Source organism: Methylobacterium indicum, from assembly GCF_001043895.1.
In the GTDB taxonomy this organism is placed as follows: domain Bacteria; phylum Pseudomonadota; class Alphaproteobacteria; order Rhizobiales; family Beijerinckiaceae; genus Methylobacterium; species Methylobacterium indicum.
Map to the genome: position 1 here is coordinate 18266 of NZ_JTHF01000083.1, position 19127 is coordinate 37392.

Annotated in this window: 10 protein-coding genes and 4 pseudogenes; 5 read left to right on the forward strand and 9 right to left on the reverse strand. The window is 60.2% G+C overall.

Annotated elements, in window-relative coordinates; all coding sequences use genetic code 11:
* Positions 1-3: 3 nt before the first annotated feature.
* Positions 4-1389 carry an efflux RND transporter periplasmic adaptor subunit gene (locus QR78_RS10515; protein ID WP_244278473.1) on the reverse strand — a complete coding sequence of 462 codons (1386 nt, stop codon included), beginning with the start codon at positions 1387-1389 and terminating at the stop codon, positions 4-6.
* Positions 1390-1567: 178 nt separating this feature from the next.
* Here QR78_RS10515 and QR78_RS10520 point away from each other — a divergent pair, with 178 nt between their 5' ends.
* Both QR78_RS10520 and QR78_RS10525 read left to right on the forward strand, forming a co-directional pair.
* On the forward strand, positions 1568-2245 hold the full coding sequence (locus tag QR78_RS10520) for a response regulator transcription factor (RefSeq protein WP_048427470.1): 678 nt from the start codon (positions 1568-1570) through the stop codon (positions 2243-2245).
* Positions 2238-3620, forward strand: a complete 1383-nt coding sequence (locus QR78_RS10525; protein WP_048427471.1) for a sensor histidine kinase — start codon at positions 2238-2240, stop codon at positions 3618-3620. Before QR78_RS10520 ends, QR78_RS10525 begins: the two co-directional genes overlap by 8 nt.
* Before the next feature lie 18 nt (positions 3621-3638).
* Here the strand turns inward: QR78_RS10525 and QR78_RS10530 are convergent, their stop codons facing one another.
* From QR78_RS10530 to QR78_RS10545, 4 genes are all read right to left on the reverse strand, one after another.
* Positions 3639-5000: a DUF2254 family protein gene (locus tag QR78_RS10530; RefSeq protein WP_048427472.1), complete on the reverse strand. Its 1362-nt coding sequence runs from the start codon at positions 4998-5000 to the stop codon at positions 3639-3641.
* Positions 5001-5093: 93 nt separating this feature from the next.
* Positions 5094-5756, reverse strand: coding sequence for a glutathione S-transferase family protein (locus QR78_RS10535; RefSeq protein WP_048427473.1), 663 nt, complete (start codon positions 5754-5756; stop codon positions 5094-5096).
* Complete coding sequence (locus QR78_RS10540) at positions 5753-6976, reverse strand: ABC transporter substrate-binding protein (RefSeq protein WP_048427474.1); 1224 nt, start codon at positions 6974-6976, stop codon at positions 5753-5755. The genes QR78_RS10535 and QR78_RS10540 overlap by 4 nt, the downstream gene beginning before the upstream one ends.
* A 151-nt stretch (positions 6977-7127) precedes the next feature.
* Positions 7128-8741, reverse strand: coding sequence for an acyl-CoA synthetase (locus tag QR78_RS10545; RefSeq protein ID WP_048427475.1), 1614 nt, complete (start codon positions 8739-8741; stop codon positions 7128-7130).
* A 249-nt stretch (positions 8742-8990) separates the two neighbouring features.
* On the opposite strand from QR78_RS10545, the pseudogene QR78_RS35995 reads away from it, so the two are divergent.
* Positions 8991-9170 (forward strand): annotated as a pseudogene (locus QR78_RS35995) (IS630-like element ISAli3 family transposase); the annotation flags it as partial.
* 128 nt (positions 9171-9298) lie between these two features.
* Here QR78_RS35995 and QR78_RS32615 read toward each other — a convergent pair.
* A pseudogene (locus tag QR78_RS32615) lies at positions 9299-9722 on the reverse strand (transposase); the annotation flags it as partial.
* Positions 9723-9908: 186 nt separating this feature from the next.
* On the reverse strand, positions 9909-11873 hold the full coding sequence (locus QR78_RS32620; RefSeq protein ID WP_082171749.1) for a class I SAM-dependent methyltransferase: 1965 nt from the start codon (positions 11871-11873) through the stop codon (positions 9909-9911).
* 938 nt (positions 11874-12811) lie between these two features.
* On the opposite strand from QR78_RS32620, the pseudogene QR78_RS10550 reads away from it, so the two are divergent.
* Positions 12812-13925, forward strand: a pseudogene (locus QR78_RS10550) (IS701 family transposase); the annotation flags it as partial.
* Positions 13926-14006: 81 nt separating this feature from the next.
* Here the strand turns inward: QR78_RS10550 and QR78_RS34005 are convergent.
* A complete protein-coding gene (locus QR78_RS34005; protein ID WP_125901063.1) occupies positions 14007-17975 on the reverse strand; it encodes a rhamnosyltransferase WsaF family glycosyltransferase in 3969 nt (1322 codons plus the stop codon).
* A 459-nt stretch (positions 17976-18434) separates the two neighbouring features.
* Positions 18435-18632, reverse strand: a pseudogene (locus QR78_RS36685) (hypothetical protein); the annotation flags it as partial.
* Between the two features lie 74 nt (positions 18633-18706).
* Here QR78_RS36685 and QR78_RS10560 point away from each other — a divergent pair.
* On the forward strand, positions 18707-19127 hold a 421-nt coding region (locus QR78_RS10560), incomplete at its 3' end, for a helix-turn-helix domain-containing protein (RefSeq protein WP_048427479.1).

Genomic DNA, 19127 nt, shown 5'->3' on the forward strand with positions numbered 1-19127 from the left:
GATTCAGTCCGTGGAGCCGAGGAGGGCGCGCAGCAGGATCGCCTTGAGACCGAAGCTGCCGGCCGTCGCCACGGTCTCGCCGGGCGAGAGCCCCGCCGTGACCTCGACCCAGTCGGCACGCTGCACGCCCAGGGTGAGCGCGCGCTTCTCGAACCGGTCCTCGCCGGTGCGCACGAAGGCGACCGGCCCGTCCTCGGTCTGCTGCAGGGCGGCGGCCGGCATGGTCGTGCCGCTGCGGTCGAGATCGGCCGCGATCTCGACCGAGACGAACATGTTGGCGCGCAGCCGCCCGTCCGGGTTGGCGATCTCGATCCGGGCCGGCGCGGTGTTGCTCGCCGGGTCGATCGCGGCGTTGACCGAGCGCACCCGCCCCTCGAAGACCGGCCGGTCGGGTACGGGTGCCGTGACGGTGGCGGGGTCCCCCGCCTTCACGGCGTCGATGTCGCGCCCGTAGAGGTTGGCGAGCACCAGGATCCGGCGCGAATCGGCCACCGTGAAGGCGTCGCTGCCGGTATCCACCACCTGGCCGAGGCTGAGGGCGGCGCTGGTGACGACCCCGTCGATCGGCGAGACGATGGCGCTCGTCTCCGGGCTCGCGCCGGGCTCCGGCGCCAGGCGGGCGACCTGGGCGGTGTAGAGCCCGACCCGGGCCCGGGCCGAGGCGGTGGCGGCCTGCGCCTTGGCGAGATCGACCCGGCGCCGGTCGACCTCGGCCTGCGCCACGCCGCTCACCTTCATCAGGTCCTGGCCGCGCGTGAGGTTGAGGGCGGCGACCGCCTCGGTGGCCTGGGCCTCGGCGAGGCTCGCCTGCGCCTCGGCCAGCCCGTTGCGGGCTTCCAGCAACCCGGCGGCGTCGAGGGTGGCGAGCGTCTGGCCTGCCCGCACCGCGTCGCCCGGCTGCACGGCGAGCGACAGCACGCGGCCGGCGGCCCGCGGCTTCAGGTGGGTGACGCGGCGCTCGTCGAAGGCGACGGTGCCGGGGGTGCGGACCGGCAGGACGATGCGCCGCGTCTCGACCGGCCCGAAGGCGAGGCCGAGGCGCTTCTGCCCGGCGGCGTCGAGGGTGACGACATTCGGGTCGGCGGGTGCGTCCTTCTGGGTGTCCTTCGCAGCGTCCTCCCCGGCCGCGGATGCCGGGGCGCCGGGCTTGTCGAGGAGCGGCGCGAGCAGCGGGGCGAGGCGCGCCGGCACCACTGGTGCGAGGAGGTCGCGCGCCGCGTCGCGCTGCCACCAGCCGAGGCCGAGCAGGCCAGCGACGGCGAGGAGCGCGACGACCCCTCGCGACGGCCCGCCGCCCGGCCCCCGCCCCGACGGGCGCTGCCGCGTCGGCTCACCCGATGCCGCGCCCCGCCCGCGCGGGGCCTGGTCCTCGTCGCGGGCGAGGTGCACCGCCCTCTCCATTGTCACGCCCACGACCGCCCTCGCCTCTCCAGATTGGAACCGTTCCAGCACCTAGCGACAGCGGTCCGGCCCGCCATTAAATTCGCGTTCATCGTGCGATTCCGCCGAGGATCGCGGCGCGGTTCGTGAGACAAAGCGTCGGGTTCACGCAGCGTGGCGAAGGACGGTGGCGAAGCTTCTGCTGATCGAGGACGATGCCGAGACGGCGACCGAGCTGCTCGGCGACCTGCGCGGGCGCGGCTATTCCGTGGACTGGGCCGCGACCGGACCGGAGGGGGCGGCGCGCGCCCGGGCCGAGCCCTGGGACGCGATCATCCTCGACCGGATGCTGCCGGGCCTCGACGGGCTGAGCCTCCTGCGCGACCTGCGCGGGGCGGGCGACCGCACCCCCGCCCTGGTGCTCAGCGCGCTCGGCGACGTCGACGAGCGCATTCGCGGCCTGCGGGCGGGGGGCGACGACTACCTGGCCAAGCCCTTCGTCCTCGCCGAGCTCGCCGCCCGGATCGAGGCGCTGCTGCGCCGCCCGGCCGACACCCGCGAGACCCTGTTGCGGGTCGGCGACCTCGAGATCGACCTCATCGCCGGCACCGGCCGGCGCGGCGGCCGCGATCTCGACCTGCTGCCGCGGGAGCTGAAGCTCCTTGAATACCTGATGCGCCGGCCCGGCCAGGTGATCACCCGGGCGCTGCTGTTCGAGGAGGTGTGGAACTACCGCTTCACCCCGAAATCCAACCTGATCGACGTCCATCTCGGTCGCCTGCGCCGCAAGCTCGAGGCGGAGGGCGAGTCGCCGCTGATCCACAGCGTGCGCGGCATCGGCTTTGCCCTGATGCCCGATGCCTGACCTCTTCCGCTCCACCGGCTTCCGCTGGGCGCTCGGCATCGCCGCCTGGACCACCGTGATGGCGCTGACGATGTTCGCCTTCGTCTACTGGCAGACGGCGGATTTCATGCGCGAGGAACTGGCCGAGACCCTGCGGCTCGAGGTGCGCGCCGCGGCCGCCCAGCCGGCGGCGGCGCTGGAGCGGGTCGAGACCTGGATCGCCATGGACCGGCACGCCACCCACTATGCCGGCCTGTTCGGGCCGGACGGGACGCGGCGGGCCGGCAACCTCGTCGCCCTGCCCGCCGCCCTGCCCCGGGACGGCGACGCCGCCCGGGTCGACGCCGTGCTCGATCTGAGCCAGGGCCGCGTCGACGACGCGATCTGGGCCGCCGCCCTGGCGCTGCCCGATGGCGGCACGGTGGTGATCGCCCACGATACCGACGAGATCGACCGGGTGCGCACCACGACCCTGCGTGCCCTCGGCCTCGGCCTCGTGCCGACCCTGGTCCTGTCGGGGCTCGGCGGCCTTGTGCTGGCCGGCCGGGCGCGGCGGCGGCTCGCCACCACCGAGATCGCGGTGGCGGAGGTGATGCGCGGCGATCTCGGCCGGCGCCTGCCCGTCGGCCGGGCCAACGACGAGTTCGACCGCCTCGCCGGCACGGTGAACCGGATGCTCGACGAGATCGAGCACCTCGTCCACGAGGTCCAGAGCGTCGGCGACGCGGTGGCGCACGACCTGCGCACGCCGCTCACCCGCCTGCGGGCCCGGCTGGAGCGCAGCCGCGAGCAGGCGACGAGCGTCGCCGAGCTGCACGCGGCGATCGACCAGGGCCTCGCCTGGATCGACCAGACCCTCGCCATGGTCACCGCCGTCCTGCGCATCGGCGAGATCGAGCACGGACGCCGCCGCGCCGGCTTCGCCCCCGTCGATCTCGGCGAGGTGGTGCGCGAGGCCGCCGAGTTCTTCGAGCCGGTGGCGGAGGACAAGGACGTCGCATTGTCCCTCGCCGTGGCGCCCGGGCTGCCGCCGGTCGAGGGCGACCGCGACCTCCTGTTCGAGGCGGTCTCGAACCTGATCGACAACGCGGTGAAGTTCACCCCGGCCGGCGGCACGGTGCGGGTGGAATACGCCGCGAGGGAGGCCGGCCGCGCGGTCGTGGTCTCGGATAGCGGACCGGGCATCCCGGAGGCCGAGCGGGCCCAGGTGTTTCGCCGCTTCTACCGGGCCGAGCCCGCCCGCCACACCCCGGGCCACGGCCTCGGTCTCGGCCTCGTCGCGGCGATCGCCCGGATGCACGGTTTCTCGGTCGCGGCGGACGCGGCTCCCGGCGGGGGCGCACGCTTCACCCTCTCGTGTCCGGCGCCGCCGGGGCGGTCTCGACGGGGGGCGTGAGCGCGGCCGGGCGGCCCCTCACCCATGCCCCGGACCGCCATCCTGGCTCTCCTCGACGACGTGGGCCAGGATCTCCGACAGGCGCGCCGCCGCGTCGGGGCGGCCGGTCCGGCGGAAGGCGGCGATCAGGCCGGCGGCGTCCTCGCGCAGCATCCGGGTCGGCAGGTGGCTCGCCAGCGACGGTGCCACGGTGGCGACGAGGCGGGCGACGCCGTGCTGCTGGGCCGCCGGCAGGACCGGCAGGCTGCGCGCGAGCGCACGCAGGATCAGGGCGAGGCTCTGGTGCTGGCGCGACTCCGCCGCCGCGACGACCAGGCTCTCGATCGCGTCGAGGACCTGGTCCGGCAGCCGGTCGCGATAGGCGATCCGGGACGCGGGTGCCCGCGGCACCGGCGCCGCCCAGTCGTGCAGCAGGCGCTGGAGCGCGTGGACCGCGATGGCCCCGACGGCGGGATCCGAGCGGGCGGTCGAGATCGCGGTCCAGCCGATCGTGCCGATATGGTCGAGGCTGAAGGCCGGGTCGTGGGCGACGTCGCGCTGGTCCTCGATGGACATCGCGGCGCCCACCGCCTCGACCAGGGCCGGATCGGCGGGACCGCCGGTCAGCACCGCCACCGCCCCGCCCGGCGGCACGAAGCCGCCGACGGGCAGCGTCAGGACGAGACGCCGTCCCGGATGCGCCTCCAGCGCCCGGGCGAGCCCGTCGGCGTCGATCCGGGTCAGGTAACCGCCGGTCGCGGCCTGGACCGGGACGCCGTCGCCGGGCGGGCCGGAGGGCTCGGCGGTCGCAGCGAGCAGCGGTAGCTGGCGGGCCCGCGCCGCGACCGCGGCCTCGCGGATCGTCGCGATGGCGGTGACGGGCCGGGTCTGGTCGATCGTGGTGTAGATCAGCACCACCAGGGCGACGAGGGAGACCGCGCCGAGCAGCGTCGAGATCATCACCCCCAGCACCGGCGCCGTGGTGTGGGTGGTCTGCACCAGGGTGATGAGGACGAACAGCGACACGCCGACGAAGAAGCCGAACCAGGCGCTGTTGGCGCGCCGGCGCAGGTAATGATCGACGATCTGCGAGTTGAGGGTGGCGGCGCCCTGCTGCACCGCCAGCAGCAGGATCGAGAAGGTGATCGAGGTAACGCTGATCAGGCTGCCGGCGATGGTCGACAGCATGCTGATCGCCGACTGGGTGTCGCCGACATACTGGCTGAGGAAGGTGCGCAGCGGCCCCCATGCCTCTCGCGGCCCGGCGGTGTTGTCGATCCGGTCGATCGTGTGGGCGAGCACCACGAAGCCCAGCACGATCACGACCGGCAGGCCGAGGAATTCCGAGAACGAGCGCCGCAGGCCGGCCAGGGCGCGCGGCGTCGCGAGGTGCGGAATCATGGCAGCCCCTCGGCCGTGCGTCGTCCCATCGTGCAAGGTCCCCGTCGCGTTCGGCGGGGATCTGGGGCGTTTCCCTACGGCATCAATCCGGGCTCATCCGCCGAGCGGCGAGGGCACCGGCGACACTCCCTGCGCCTCGGCGGCCCGCCGCTCGGCCGCGAGCGCCCTCGCGTAGGACGGCTCGGCCTGCAGGCCCGCCCAGTACGCCCTGGCGAAGTCCGGCAGCTGCTCGCCGAGGCCCGCGAACTCGGCCAGCATCAGGGCGTAGCCGACCGAGATGTCGGCGGCGGTGAAGCGCCCGGCGGCGATGAAGCGGCGCTCGCCCAGCACGGCGCCGAAGCCCTTCAGCCGCGACAGGAACCATCGCGAATAATCCTCGACGAGACCGGGATTGCGCCGTTCCGGCGGCTCGAACCGGCCGTAGCGCAGCACCAGGGTCTGGGGGAAGGTGAGTGTCGCCTCGCCGAAATGCAGCGCGTTGAGGTAGCGGCCGTAATCTGCCTCGTCCGGCCGGACCCCGAGCCCGCCGGCGCCGTGGCGGGCCGCCAGGTACTCGCAGATCGCCGCCGATTCGGTCATCCGCACCTCGCCGTCCTCGAGGAGCGGGATCGTGCCGAGGGGGTTGAGGAAAAAATACTCCTTGGCGTGGACCCGCGGCGGGAACGGCAGCATCGCCAGTTCGTAGGACAGGCCCAGCGCCTCCAGGGCCCAGAGCGGCCGGAACGAGCGGGCGCCGACGCAGTGATGCAGCTTCATTTCGTCACCAGGGGGCAGTTGCCGGCCTTCAGCGGACGGAAGGCCTGGTCGGCGGGAATCGTCGAGACCAGGCGGTAATAATCCCACGGGCCCTTCGACTCGGACGGCTTCTTGACCTCGAACAGGTACATCGGGTGGGTCACCCGTCCGTCGGCCCGCACCTCGGAGCGGCCGAAGAGCGGATCTTCTGCCGGCACCCGCCGCATCTCGGCCGTCACCGTCGCAGGGTCCTTGCTGCCGGTCGCCTTCACGGCCTTGAGGTAATGCATCATGCCGGAATAGACGCCGGCCTGGACCATGGTCGGCATCCGGCCCTTGTGCCGCTCGGCGAAGCGCCGCGACCAGGCGCGGGTGCCGTCGTCGAGGTCCCAGTAGAAGGCTTCCGTCAGCACCAGCCCCTGCGCCACCTTGAGCCCCAGGGAATGCACGTCGCTCAGGAAGACCAGGAGGCCGGCGAGGCGCTGCCCGCCCTCCGCCACGCCGAACTCGGCGCCCTGCTTGATGGTGTTGATGGTGTCGCTGCCGGCATTGGCGAGCCCGATCACCTTGGCCTTCGAGCCCTGCGCCTGGATCAGGAACGACGAGAAGTCGTTGGCGGCGACCGGGTGGCGGACCGAGCCCAGCACCTTGCCGCCGTTGCGCTCGACCACCGCCGACACGTCGCGCTCCAGCGCCTTGCCGAAGGCGTAGTCGGCGGTGATGAAGAACCAGGTGTCGCCGCCCGAGCGCACCATCGCCCCGCCGGTGCCGTTGGCGAGCGCCCAGGTGTCGTAGGTCCAGTGGATGGTGTTGGGCGAGCAGAGCGCCCCGGTGATCTCCGAGGCGCCCGCCCCCGAATTGATCATCAGCCGGTTCTTCTCGCGCACGATCTGGTGCACGGCGAGCGCCACCGAGGAGAACGGCACGTCCAGCACCACGTCGAGGTCGTCGCGGTCGATCCACTGGCGCACGATGCCGGCGCCGACATCCGGCTTGTTCTGATGATCGGCCGACAGGACCCGGATGTCGAAATCCGGGTTCTGCGCCGTGAAGTCGGCCGCCGCCATCTCGGCCGCCACCACCGAGCCTTCGCCGGCGAGGTCCGAATAGGGCCCGGCGCGGTCGTTGAGCACGCCGAGGGTGACGCGGGTGGAGGCGGCCTGGGCCTCGGCGAGGCAGAGGAGCGAGGCGGCGGCGAGCGCCAGCCATCGTGACGAGCGGCGGAGCTTGGATGTCGGCATGGTGTCCTCCCGGTTTTGTTCTGGCATCCGGTCGTTGGTCGCCGGATGTTCCTTGGATCTCTATCGTCATCCCGGGGCCGCGCAGCGGAACCCGGGATGACGATGCGTGTTCGATGCGGGGCGAGCAGTCTGTCGGCAGTCGAGACGGTCGTCACACCCCTCCCCGCTCCCGCAACGCCCGCCGGATGATCTTCCCCGTCGCGGTCATCGGCAGTTCCTCCACGAAGGCGACGTGACGCGGGTATTCGTGGGCGGCGAGCCGGGTGCGCACGAAATCCTGGATCGCGCGGGCCAGCTCCGGCGTGCCCGCGACGCCGTCCTTGAGCACGATGAAGGCCTTCACCGCCTCGGTCCGCACCGGGTCCGGCACGCCGACGACGCCGCAGAGCGCGACGGCGGGGTGGCGAAGCAAGCAATCCTCGATCTCGCCGGGGCCGATCCGGTAGCCCGACGAGGTGATCACGTCGTCGTCGCGCCCGACGAACCACAGGAAGCCGTCCGGGTCGCGCCGGCCGAGATCGCCGGTGATCAGCCACGCGCCGATGAATTTTTTCTCCGTCGCCTCCGGATTGCGCCAGTAGCCGAGGAACATCACCGGGTCGGGCCGGCGCACCGCGATGTGGCCGGTGGTGCCGTCCGGCACCTCCAGGCCCTCCCCGTCGACGATGCGCACGTCGTGGCCCGGCACCGGCTTGCCCATGGCGCCGGGCCGGGCCGGGAACAGGTCGGCGCAGGAGGAGACGACGAGGTTGCACTCGGTCTGGCCGTAGAACTCGTTGACCGGCACGCCGAGCACCGCCTCGCCCCAGGCCAGCATCTCGGCGCCCAGGCTCTCGCCGCCGCTGCCGACGGAGCGCAGGTTCAGGCCCGGATAGGGCGTCGTGCGGGTCTGGCGCATCAGCTTCATGGCGGTGGGCGGCAGGAAGACGTTCCTCACCCCCTGCTCGGCCATCAGCCGGAACGCTCCTTCCGGATCGAATTTCTTGGCGCGGTGCGACACCACCGGCACGCCGTGATGCAGGGCCGGCAGCAGCACGTCGAGGAGGCCGCCGATCCAGGCCCAGTCGGCGGGGGTCCAGTAGCGGTCGCCGGGCTGCGGCAGGAAGCGCTGGGGCATCTCGACCCCCGGCAGGTGGCCGAGCAGCACCCGGTGGGCGTGGAGCGCCCCCTTCGGGTCGCCGGTGGTGCCGGAGGTGTAGATGATCACCGCCGGGTCGTCGGCCGCGGTGTCGACCGGCGTGAAGGCGTCGGAGGCGCGGGCACAGAGGGCGTGGAAATCCTCCGCGCCCTCCCCCGCCCCGTCGATGCAGTAGACCCGCTCCAGGCCGGGGAGCGCGTCGCGGATGCCGGCGATGAGCGCGGCGCCGGCCCGATCGGTGACCACGGCCCTGGCGCCGCTGTTGCCGAGGCGATAGCCGAGCGCATCGGGCCCGAACAGCACGAAGAGCGGGATGGTGATGAGCCCGGCCCGAAAGCCGGTGATGTGCGCCACCGCCGTCTCGGGCGCCTGCGGCAGCAGCACGCCGATCCGGTCGCCGCGCACCAAGCCATGCGCCGTCAGCACGTTGGCGAACCGGTTCGACCAGCGACGCAGGTCGTCGAAGCCGTAGCGCCGCACGGCGCCGTCGTGGTCGAGATGGATCAGCGCGAGCGGGTTGCCCGGGGCGTGCCGGTCGCAGACGTCGGTGCCGATGTTGTAGCGGACCGGAATCCGCCAGCGGAAGTCTTGGAGGAGATCGGCGTAGGTGTCCGCGCGCTGCAGCATCGGCGTGTTCCACCCGTGATTCTCACGCGGACCGTTCGGCGATCCTTGGATTGAAACGATCGTTCATTCGTTTTTGGGTGTCAACAGAGATGGGAGCATGGCCGGGACGGGGTGCGCACGAACATGAGGACCAATTGCGCGCCCCGCGATCTCATCCTGAGATGTCATACCGATGGCCGCTGAGCGTCACACCTCGGGTTGCGCGGCAGCCTGGCTTCTGATTCGATCGATGGATCAGGAGAGTTCGGCATGGCTGGGATCGCCATCACCCGCACGGATTTGACTGCCGAGGAGTTGCGCGCGGCTTCCTCCAGAGCCCCGAGCATTCCCACGGCCTGTCGCATGCCGGCGCTTGCTCTGGTGCTGGAGGGCGCGGACCGCACCAGCGCGGCCCGCTCCTGCGGGATGGACCGCCAGACCCTGCGCGACCGACCGGCTCAAGCTTATCAAGCGCCAGTGCCACGGACGGGCAGGCCTCGATCTCCTGGAGCGCCGCATGGTTCTGGCCGCCCGTTCCTCGCAAGGTAAGCAAGAACCACCGATCCGCGGCAATCCCGGAGCGGCGTACCGCGGGGGTCGGTGACGAGGTGGCGCTTGGTGCCCGCCCTGCCCCAGTCCGTCGGGTTCGGACCGGTGGCAGCCCCCTTCTTTCGTCGGCACGCTCGCGCTGTCGACGCTTGCCCGGCTCCAGTCTATCTCGCCCGGCGTGGACAAGCGTTCAAGCAGCACCCAATGCAAGCGCCGCCACACGCTGGCGGCCTGCCAGTCGCGCAGCCGGCGCCGGCAACCCGTGCCGCAGCCGCACGTCATCTCGGTCGACCGCATCTCCCAGGGAATGCTCGAGCGCAGCACGAACAGGATGCCCGTCAGGGCGGCGCGATCGTCCAACCGAGGACGCCCGCCCTTGGGGCGAGGCGGGTGCGGCGGCAGAAGCAGGGCGATCGCAGCCCAGAGATCGTCGGGAAGACGCGGGCGAGCCATGCGAGCCCAACGCCTAACCGCCCCGATCGTGCCGTTCTGTTAGGCACTCTTGATCGCACCCGGCGCTTTCCCCTTCGCTGCGAACGGCGCGTCGAGGCCAACCAATCCTCGACCTTTCGTGCGGCCGCTCGATTCCATTCAGTCATATCAAGCATTTCTAGTCGTAGGCCTAAGTTACAGAAAAATCTAACCGTGCTTTTTTCTTCCCTCTTGCCTGCCATGTCTAATATAATGCACCAGTGGATCCATGCCAGAAGCTTTAACATCTTCATAAGTTGCAATGTACCAGTCTGGATCGAAACGAGAAAGATCGTTCTGAATCAAAATATCAGCTATAGCTTCTATTTTTTCCATCGATTTTTTTGCGTCAATCATAATTCTTTTAAAGTCCGCAATGTCTATTGCAGGTTCATCAATTCTTATAGATTCTTCTATTTGAACAGTCTCAGCCTTTTCTTTATTATCATTGCCGCTGTGACTACCCCTTATCCGGTATTTGCTCAAAGTTTGAAAATCCATCGTAGTCGCGCCCGAAATTATACCTTGAAATTTTGTCTCTAATTCCCAATATGATTCGCACTGCGTCGGTTCTATTTCCAAATCAAGGTTTTGAGCGGTCGCAATGACAAATTCGATAATATTTGAATTCGGGATATCTGCGCTGAATCCCATCTTTTCTATACTGAATATAGTATCGAGCAGTCCGCGGAAAAATACATATCCGACAGGAATTTCCCCCTTTATAGAGAATTCTTTATCAATAAACTTATAATCCGCTTGATTTATCATTAAGTTTTTTGGAATATAATCAAAATATTGACCACCGACCATAGACCGACTAGAATTCTCGTAGGAGCCCTCATTTCTCTGAATATCATCAGCGAGGGCATACCACCACCTTCTGACCCATTCATTAAAAAAATCGGTACTCCAGCCATTTTCCTTTATCGTGTTAGTCAATTTTTGCTGCCATAAACAACCTTCAAAAAATACATCTTCAGACTCATTAAACAAAATATCTGTCTCGCCGATCTGTAGCTGATTGCGATCGAGTTTTACCGTCTTTGTCTTTGCTATCATGCCATCTTCGATAACTGACAGCATTTTTCTATAAGGTGGCAACCTATGTTGCCCGAAATATTGCGCAAGGATGTTCTCCTCCACGTTCTGGTCGGACGCTACGATCAGGTAAGAGTTGGCAAAAACATTAAGCAGGCGATTTCTCACAATGGGGTACCAAGCCTTTTTTACGTCAAAAATTTGTTCTGCGTGGTCGTCAGAGCTTTCATATAACAAAAATTCAATCAATGATTTAAATTTGTCGAATCTCTCTATATGTTCAATTTTCTCCGACATGATGGCTAAAGGCAATTTATAATCCGGGAAGGGATAATACCAGTTCTGAAATTTGAAGCCTGCGGATTTTATTTTCTCAAACAGCTCGATTCTGCCAAATGTCACTATGCTATTACCATTATAGCGATCTTCGATTCCAAAAAACTTTTGCCCGAAATGATCTTCAGGGTGTCCAGCGAAATATTTCAGTCCGAGCTGATTTTCAATCGCGATTATGAGGTTGGCATCGCTTTTCATAAATTTTCTTATGTGTGAAAGAACTGCGTCTACTGGATCATGGCCATGTTCGGTACTAAAATATAATCTCGAATATTCTAATACACCGACGAGAATAATTGTGTCAAAATTATTGTAAAATTCTATATTTTGTATATTGTCGGCTATTACCGTAACATTGCTTAGGTCACGACACCTTTCTCTTGCTATGCGCGCCCGTCTCTCGCTGCCTTCAATAGCCCAAACTTCGCAACCCTTTTCCCCAAGGAATCTGGTCAATGCGCCACAACCAGCGCCTATTTCCAGGACTTTTTTTCCTATCGTATGCTCAATGCCCTTCAGCAAATTTGATCTTCTATAGCTCAAATGGTACAAACTTGGCCAGTTGTTTATTTTAGAAGCCAATTCTTGAGAATGAACAGATATATCATGCGTATCTTTCACGTTTTTATAAATTTCTTCTTCTATGCTATCCCCATCGGAGTATGAAAAATCTGAGGCAATCTCCTTTCTAGTCCAAACACGATTTTCGATATTGAAATAATATCCATATTCCTTAAGATCTATATACTCAACCATGCCTAAAACCTCCTTCCAAAATTTAGGACTATATTCACAGCGATTGCTGATATACTAGGTATATGGCACCGGGCCTTTCATAACGAGGCCATGAGCCTTGACGCTCTGCACGTTATCCGTTCAATTCAGTCGCGACAATATCACAATGTCGGCCAAAGAAATTATTTTGACTCGACTTAAAGATAATCATTCAACAATTTGTATAGCTGAGATAAAAAAAATATAACTTAATATGAATTCAATGTCTAGATAGTAAAATACGCCGCTTATGAGGCGTTAAAAAATGATCATTTCTCGTTGATACTCCTGAATAATTTTATTTACAATTGGCTTATATAAAAAATCAATCCGATAACGTAAGGCATTGCACTATGTTTGATACCGCTAACAAATACGCTCGAATCGTGTCCTGGGAATTTGTAGCAAAGGTGCGTATCTTGGGCCAGTTTCCAAGTTTGACAGGCAGAGGCGTTTGACGCTGACCAGAATGGCGTCACTGGATTTTAACGACCGGAACGGATCAGGCAGTTTGCTCGCCTTAAATGCTCCCGAAGGTAAGGCGTAGCCTCATCAGATTGCCCCCCCCACCGAGGCTCGACTGTGGAGGCGGCGACGTGCCGGGTGAGAGGTGCTGATGGACGGGATCGGTCGTTGATGCGCACGGCAGACGTCCGATCCCAACCCGTCACCGTCGATGGCTACCCCCGCGAGAGATCCCGCCTGCTACAGCGCTGTGAGGGCGCGCAGGCGGGATCTCCCGCTTTTGCTCAGCGTAATTACTCAGGGGGTGTCGAGCCGGCTCGGCTCAGTTGCGGGGCGGATGTCGGGGTGCCCCCTTGCCGGATGGAGGTTTGGCTGATTCCCTGTCGAGACGAGCCTGGGATTGGGATTGCCCCGGATCGGTGGGGCAATCCCAATAGTGGGTGCCGCTCGGCGGGGCTGATCGCCTCGTCGGTGGTGTGGATGCGATCCTGGTCGTCGACGACACCGCGTTGCCGAAGAAGGGCAATCGCTCAGTTGGGGTGGCACCACAATACGCCACGACGCTGGACAAGACCACCAACTACCGGACGTTGGTGTCGCTGACACTGGCGCGCGGCGAGGTGCCGGCAGCGGTCCGCCTGGCGCTGTTTCTGCCCGAGACCTGGACGAGCGACCCGCACCGGATGACCCGGGCCCGTGTCCCCGAGGACCGGCGGGAGGCCCGTACCAAGCTGGAGATCGCCTTCGCGCAGATCGACCGGCTTCGGGAGGGGGCGTGCGCTTTGGCTGCGTGCTGGCCAATGCGGGTTATAGGTCGCCCCGGTCCGGCAGGCCCTGAGCGCACGTGGCCTGACCGGGGCTGTCGGGATCTTGGGGCGCAGCAAGATCTATCCGGCCGACGTGATGATGATCTTCCCCGTGGCGGACCGCGGACGACCGCGCAAGCGTCACGTGCCGGATCAGGTCTCGGTCGCAGCCGAAACGATCCTGGGCGACATGATCGGCCGGGTGGTGACCGAGTGGCATGGCACCAGGGGTCGGCTGCGGGGCCGTTTCTGCGCGCTGCGCGTCCGGATGGCCGATGGTCCGACCCAGCGGATCGGCACGAACGGCGACCAGCACCTGCCGGGAGACGGGGTCTGGCTGGTGCGCGAGGAGTGTGGCTCGGGCGACCGCAAATTCTATCTCACCGATCTCCCCGCCGACGCGACCTCAAGCGACTGGCCGCAATGATCAAGGCGCGCTGGATCTGCGAGCAGACGCACCGGCAGATGACGGAGGAACCTGGCCTCGACCCCGTCGAGGGACGCTCCCGGACCGGGCTGCATCGCCACGCGCTGATGACGATGATGGCCTACGCCGTCCTCCAATCCCGGCGCCCCGCCGCGACGGGACGGAAAAAAAGAATCGCCTGCCCACCGCCCCGGCCCTCGATGCCAGCCATCCTCGACCATCTGAGCCGGCCATCGCCGCAGCGACGCCCGCAGTGTGATGCCGCCCTCGTTAAAACCACCTGAAGAGCAACCTGCTAAAGTAGTGCTAGTGACCCTTATGGTTGGATGTAGATAGCGTCAAATCTGAAACTTAAATCGAATGAAAATGAGCGGTCGGCGTTTGCCGACCGCTCATTTTATAAATAATCTGAAATGATCATATAATCAGTGATTTCGAATAACCCTCTCGCCGGTATTGCTGGGAAATCGAAAACTTTTTAACATAATCTTCGATTTCCGATACATTTATACCCTTTGATAGAGCATATTTTCTTAGCTCGATTAACATGGACGTTGGCACCTCAATGTCACTACTTCCAAGGTCAATTCCAAAATATACACCGAACATCATTCCTTCTTCGATTCCAACCTCTATTTCTTTCTTCTTATCAATGGCGTGCGAATGATAAACAACAGCATCGTGCGCGTAATATTTTTCAAATCCAAGCTTTAGCATTTCCCAACACCATACCTGATCTTCTCCCCAGTCGATTTCTGGATATGGGAGCTTCTCCCATACGGATCGTCTCATGGCTGAATTGTTATCGGAGTAAAACTGCTTTATGATTCTATCCTCTAAACCTCCGTGATAGACAAGCGATGGGAGCATCCGGTCCAAGCTATATATATTAGTCAATTCATTAAATTTCTTGAACATATTATTCAAATCTCGTTCGACAAATTTATTATGATCAGGATAGGCGACATGTCTCCCGATCACACCAGCTATCCTGTCGCTCCGATCAAATCCCGCCATTAAATTTTTGAGCCAGTCCTGATTCGCAGGCAGGGCGTCCTGAGTTATGACTGCAACATAGTCACTATCTGTCAAAGATATTGCTAAGTTTCTCGTTCGTCCGTGCTGGAATTGAGATTTGTCGATGCGATGAACTCTTACAGACCCATTATGCTTTTCTAATGACTCGGAAGTACCATCGGTTGACCCACTGTCTACAATCACAATTTCGTAACTACTATCATAATTCTGACTAAGAGCTCTTTCCACGACATCCAAGAGAAGCTGCCCGCCATTGTAAGTCGGTATGACGACCGAAGCGGTATGCTTTCTAGATATAACCGATTTACATACATTTAAGGGGTCTATTGCCTCGCAATTATTGTTCAGCAGTCCTTCTTTAATATAACCGTCGATAAGCTTTGCGCTTTCAACCCAACTAAATCCAGCGATAAACTCTTTGGCATTCTGACTTTGCGTTTTTCTCTTATCCTCGCTAACGATGAGCTTCTCGATTTCATCAGCAATGCATATCGGATTGGCTTTCGCGAACCCGACAACATTTGGCGGAAACGCAGCTCTCGAACTTTCAGTGTCGATCTCAACGACAGGAAGGCCACATGCCATCATTTCGAGAGGGACAAGTGAATAATTTGTTGTCGAGAAAACGACACCGATATCGCATTGCCGGTACAAATCTCCGAGTTCACGAGGTGCTAATATACCAAGATCATTCACATGGCCGGAAATATTTCGGTCACGAGCTTCCTCTCCGAACAAAATCAATTCGAAATCGAGACCACGATTCCGCAGTTCTCGAAACGCCGTGATACCTAGCGCAGTCGCCCTTCTGGGCGTGTACGATCTACAATAAAACGCGATCTTCAAGGTTCGGTTCATGATCTTAGGTGCATTGTTTTCGAAGTAAAATTCAGGATCAGAAGCGAGAAACCATGGACGAGCCCACATACCGTGTTCGGTTACTTTCTGAAGCAACCAATCACCAGCACACAATGCCATAAAATTCTCAGAGTAGGTTGAAGACGCCGTCAAGTACATTTCACCCATCGGGTGAAAGAGAGGCTCATAATCTTGTATAAAATAGAATCTGGCTTTAAAATTCTGTGCGCGCTGAGCAGGAAATACTGTCCAGAGATCCGTGGCGATTATTACGTCCCCAGAGAGTTGACGAACATCCTCTGGAAGGAACCTAACAACGACATGGTCCGAGAATTTGCGGTAGTTTTTTTGAATGAATGCTTTAGCAGCTGCGGGATTAGCGTGATTGAAGCAATTTTGTATCCATATGGTTTGTCTGTGGCCAATCATCTCCAGCTGTTCGATAATCCTGAATATGGTCATATGACCACCAGCTCCCCGACCAAAATCAGGGACTATCCAGTGAATGTCGATTCTATTTTCGCAAAATAGTTTGTTGAGAGGCGCAAGCGGTAAGGCTAAGTTTTTAGCGATTTCAACATTGTCTCTGACCCATTTGTCTGTAACCTTGTCATTGTACACACTTACTTCGTATGTCTTTTTATAAGATATTGGAGTTCTATTTGTTAGATAGCAACAGGTAGTTTTAAATCCATTTCCCTGTACGATGAGCGGAAATGCTCGCTCCAACATATGCGCGAGTGTCAAATCAACCTGATTATCTTCCTTATCAAACTCTGCGACATCAATAGATGCTTCGACCAGATTCTGTATAGCGGCGGTGCGAATCCACATCATAGAGCCAGCGGCAAACAATTTAACATTGGAATAATCAATATTATTTGTATTTATTCTTTTGAAAAAGCTGTCAAGATATAATTCATTGTTGTCGATCTTGATATATTGCTTAATCTCGAAGAAATTATCAGGATACAATAGCCCGACATCGGGGTTTTGCACTAAATGATTCAAGCAGTCAGCAACGATACCTTCGTTGCCAAACATCGAATCCAGGACCCAATGTCGCCAAGCGGTTCCGAAATTTGTATGCTTGCTCTTTTTTGAATGAAGGTGACAAACAAAATCATAATCGTTAAAGTTTTTATTCAAAAAAACCACGAAAGGCGCAATATCTCGCCCTCTATTTTCGATCACGTCGACTTTAACTTGGCAATTGTGAAGCCTGTCTGAAAAAACCCGCGCGATAAACTGAAGATTGATTTCTGAGCAAGTAGTAACATGTAAATCAAAATCAAACGGGATATTGGCGAAAGCATCACAGAAATCCTCAATTAAATCGACGTAAAATAAATGAAGGTGGATTGCGATACGCGATTCACGGATCCGATCTTTCGCGCCGGCATTTGGTGATTTATTTGGATCGATGGTAAGCGAATTTGAAGGCCGGCACCTCAAGCCAGCGCTTTTTCCGTGTTTAATGTAATGCAAGAGGCCAGCAGCTGGTCCTTCTGAATGCTGTGGGTACGATGTTTTGTAATACCACGTATCAAATTCAGCCGATGGATTACGGTTTTCGTAATATCCGTGTTTGATATAGTGCTCAAGCGGGTCCATGCCCGATCTCATAATATCGGGATAGTGAGAAAAATAATAAACATCAGAAAATTCTCCAGCTTCTTTAATAATTTTATATATTTCGTTGATTACTGCGGGATGAAAATCATTGATTTTATTTTCGGTCGCTGTTGCGAAACTCAATGAACTATATCGACCCTCTGCTTTTCCATAGCGAAGCCAATGCAAAAGAGGATTTTGACCCAGGTCGGCTACATCTTCATTAACTTGTAAATATTTCTTGGAGTCGAAATATATGGACGGATTACGTCCCTCGTATCCGCCGAATTTTAAATAATGCACGACAGGATCAAAATCACTAGCTGCCACATCTGGATATTGCTTTAAATACCATATGCTGTCGAATAAACCGCTTTTCATAATTATTTCGCGGTCGCTTCTAGAAATTTCATGATCGTCCTTCGAATCAACAATGGATTCCGGAAAGACTAGATTCCAATTATTCAAACCAATACTAAGAGCTTCGAACAATCCTTTGTATAACTCATTCGGCAATGACTCAGCAAATTGCCTAGTATTGATAATCTTTGCAAACAAATCGGGCCAAGATTTGTATCCAAGCAGGATGTCTTTGTGTTCGAAGCTCACTCCCAATATATCTGCAAAATTTGAGACTGCTCTCAGATCAGGGTAACCACAAAATCGAGATGTGTCGATCTTGTTTGAAAGCAATAAGGCAAGCAATACCTCTTCTTTAAACTCAGAAGATTCAATTACGTCAGCGACTGATATCTCTTGAGATAAGTTTAAAACTGTCTCCGATATCGGTTCTACGTAGTCTCTTCCAAGCAAAACGTGGTCGAAAACAGCTTTTACATTTGCCGGGAGATGGTCTACGATTTCGTTGTTCATCATAGTACAAGATCCTACTTAAACCTAAAGAGGCTTGACACCCTGCAATTCCCGAAACGGATCTTCGATAAAGCCCGCTTTCTCGCGAAATTGATATTCCATAGGGCTTTAGCCGATCATGCCACAGCCCCGCAATCCTCGACGTTCCCTGAGTCGAAATTCAACCTTAGATGGAATTTTTGAAATGCTCCCGTGAGTTGCGGCGCCTATTGTCGCTTGATTCACAGCAGAGCGGCAGTGAGATAGAAGACCCTCACGAAGCTGACGGCTGTCTTTTTGTTGCCGGTGGCGGTAGCGCATCACTCCTTCGGGCGTGTCCACGGGCGTTCCACTATGTTGCGTTGATTGTTGGTCCAGCCTGCGTCTGTTCGGGATCATGTTGATGCATGACAGAGCTTTCCGAGCATGATGCGGACCGAGGCAAGGCGCGGGAAAACCCGCGCCTTGCGGGTGCCTTCCCCCCCAATCCTTTGCCAGCCGTCGGCATCGCTCGAGCCAGCCGATCGTCCGCTCGACGATCCGACGCTTGGGCAGGATCTCGAACCCGACCGCCTCCTGATCCGAACGTTTGACGATCTCCCCCGTCACGGACCGGCACACCCGTTCCAAAGCCTCCCGGAACGCTGGCCCCGGTAACCGCCCTCCGCAGACGGCGTCAGCAGGAACGGGCAAAGGCTAGTGCACTGACGCATTCAGAAGATTCACATGAGGGCTGAGCCATGCGAGTCTGAGGCATGGCTCAGACTGTCTGTGTGATCCCCAGCGCCGCCGACCTGACGCGCCTGTCCGCCATCGTCGCCGATCGGGGGCGGCCCCTCAAGCACATCCAGCGGGCCCGCATCATCCTGCTCTCGGCCAAACGCCTCTCCGTCCTCGACGTCGCCCAGCAGGCGGGCGTCAGCCGGCCGGCCGTCTGGCCCTGGCAACAGCGCTACGCCGAGGAAGGTGTCGAGAGCCTCTTACGCGACAAGACCCGTCCGCCCGGCAAGCCGCCTCACGCCACCGACACCGTCGCCGAGGTGCTCGCCCTCACCTGCTCCGAACCGCCCGGTGAAGTCACCCAATGGACCGGCCGCGCCCTGGCGCAGACCGTCGGGATCTCCCTGCGGTCGGTCCAGCGCATCTGGGATGCCCATCGCCTCCAGCCGCATCGGG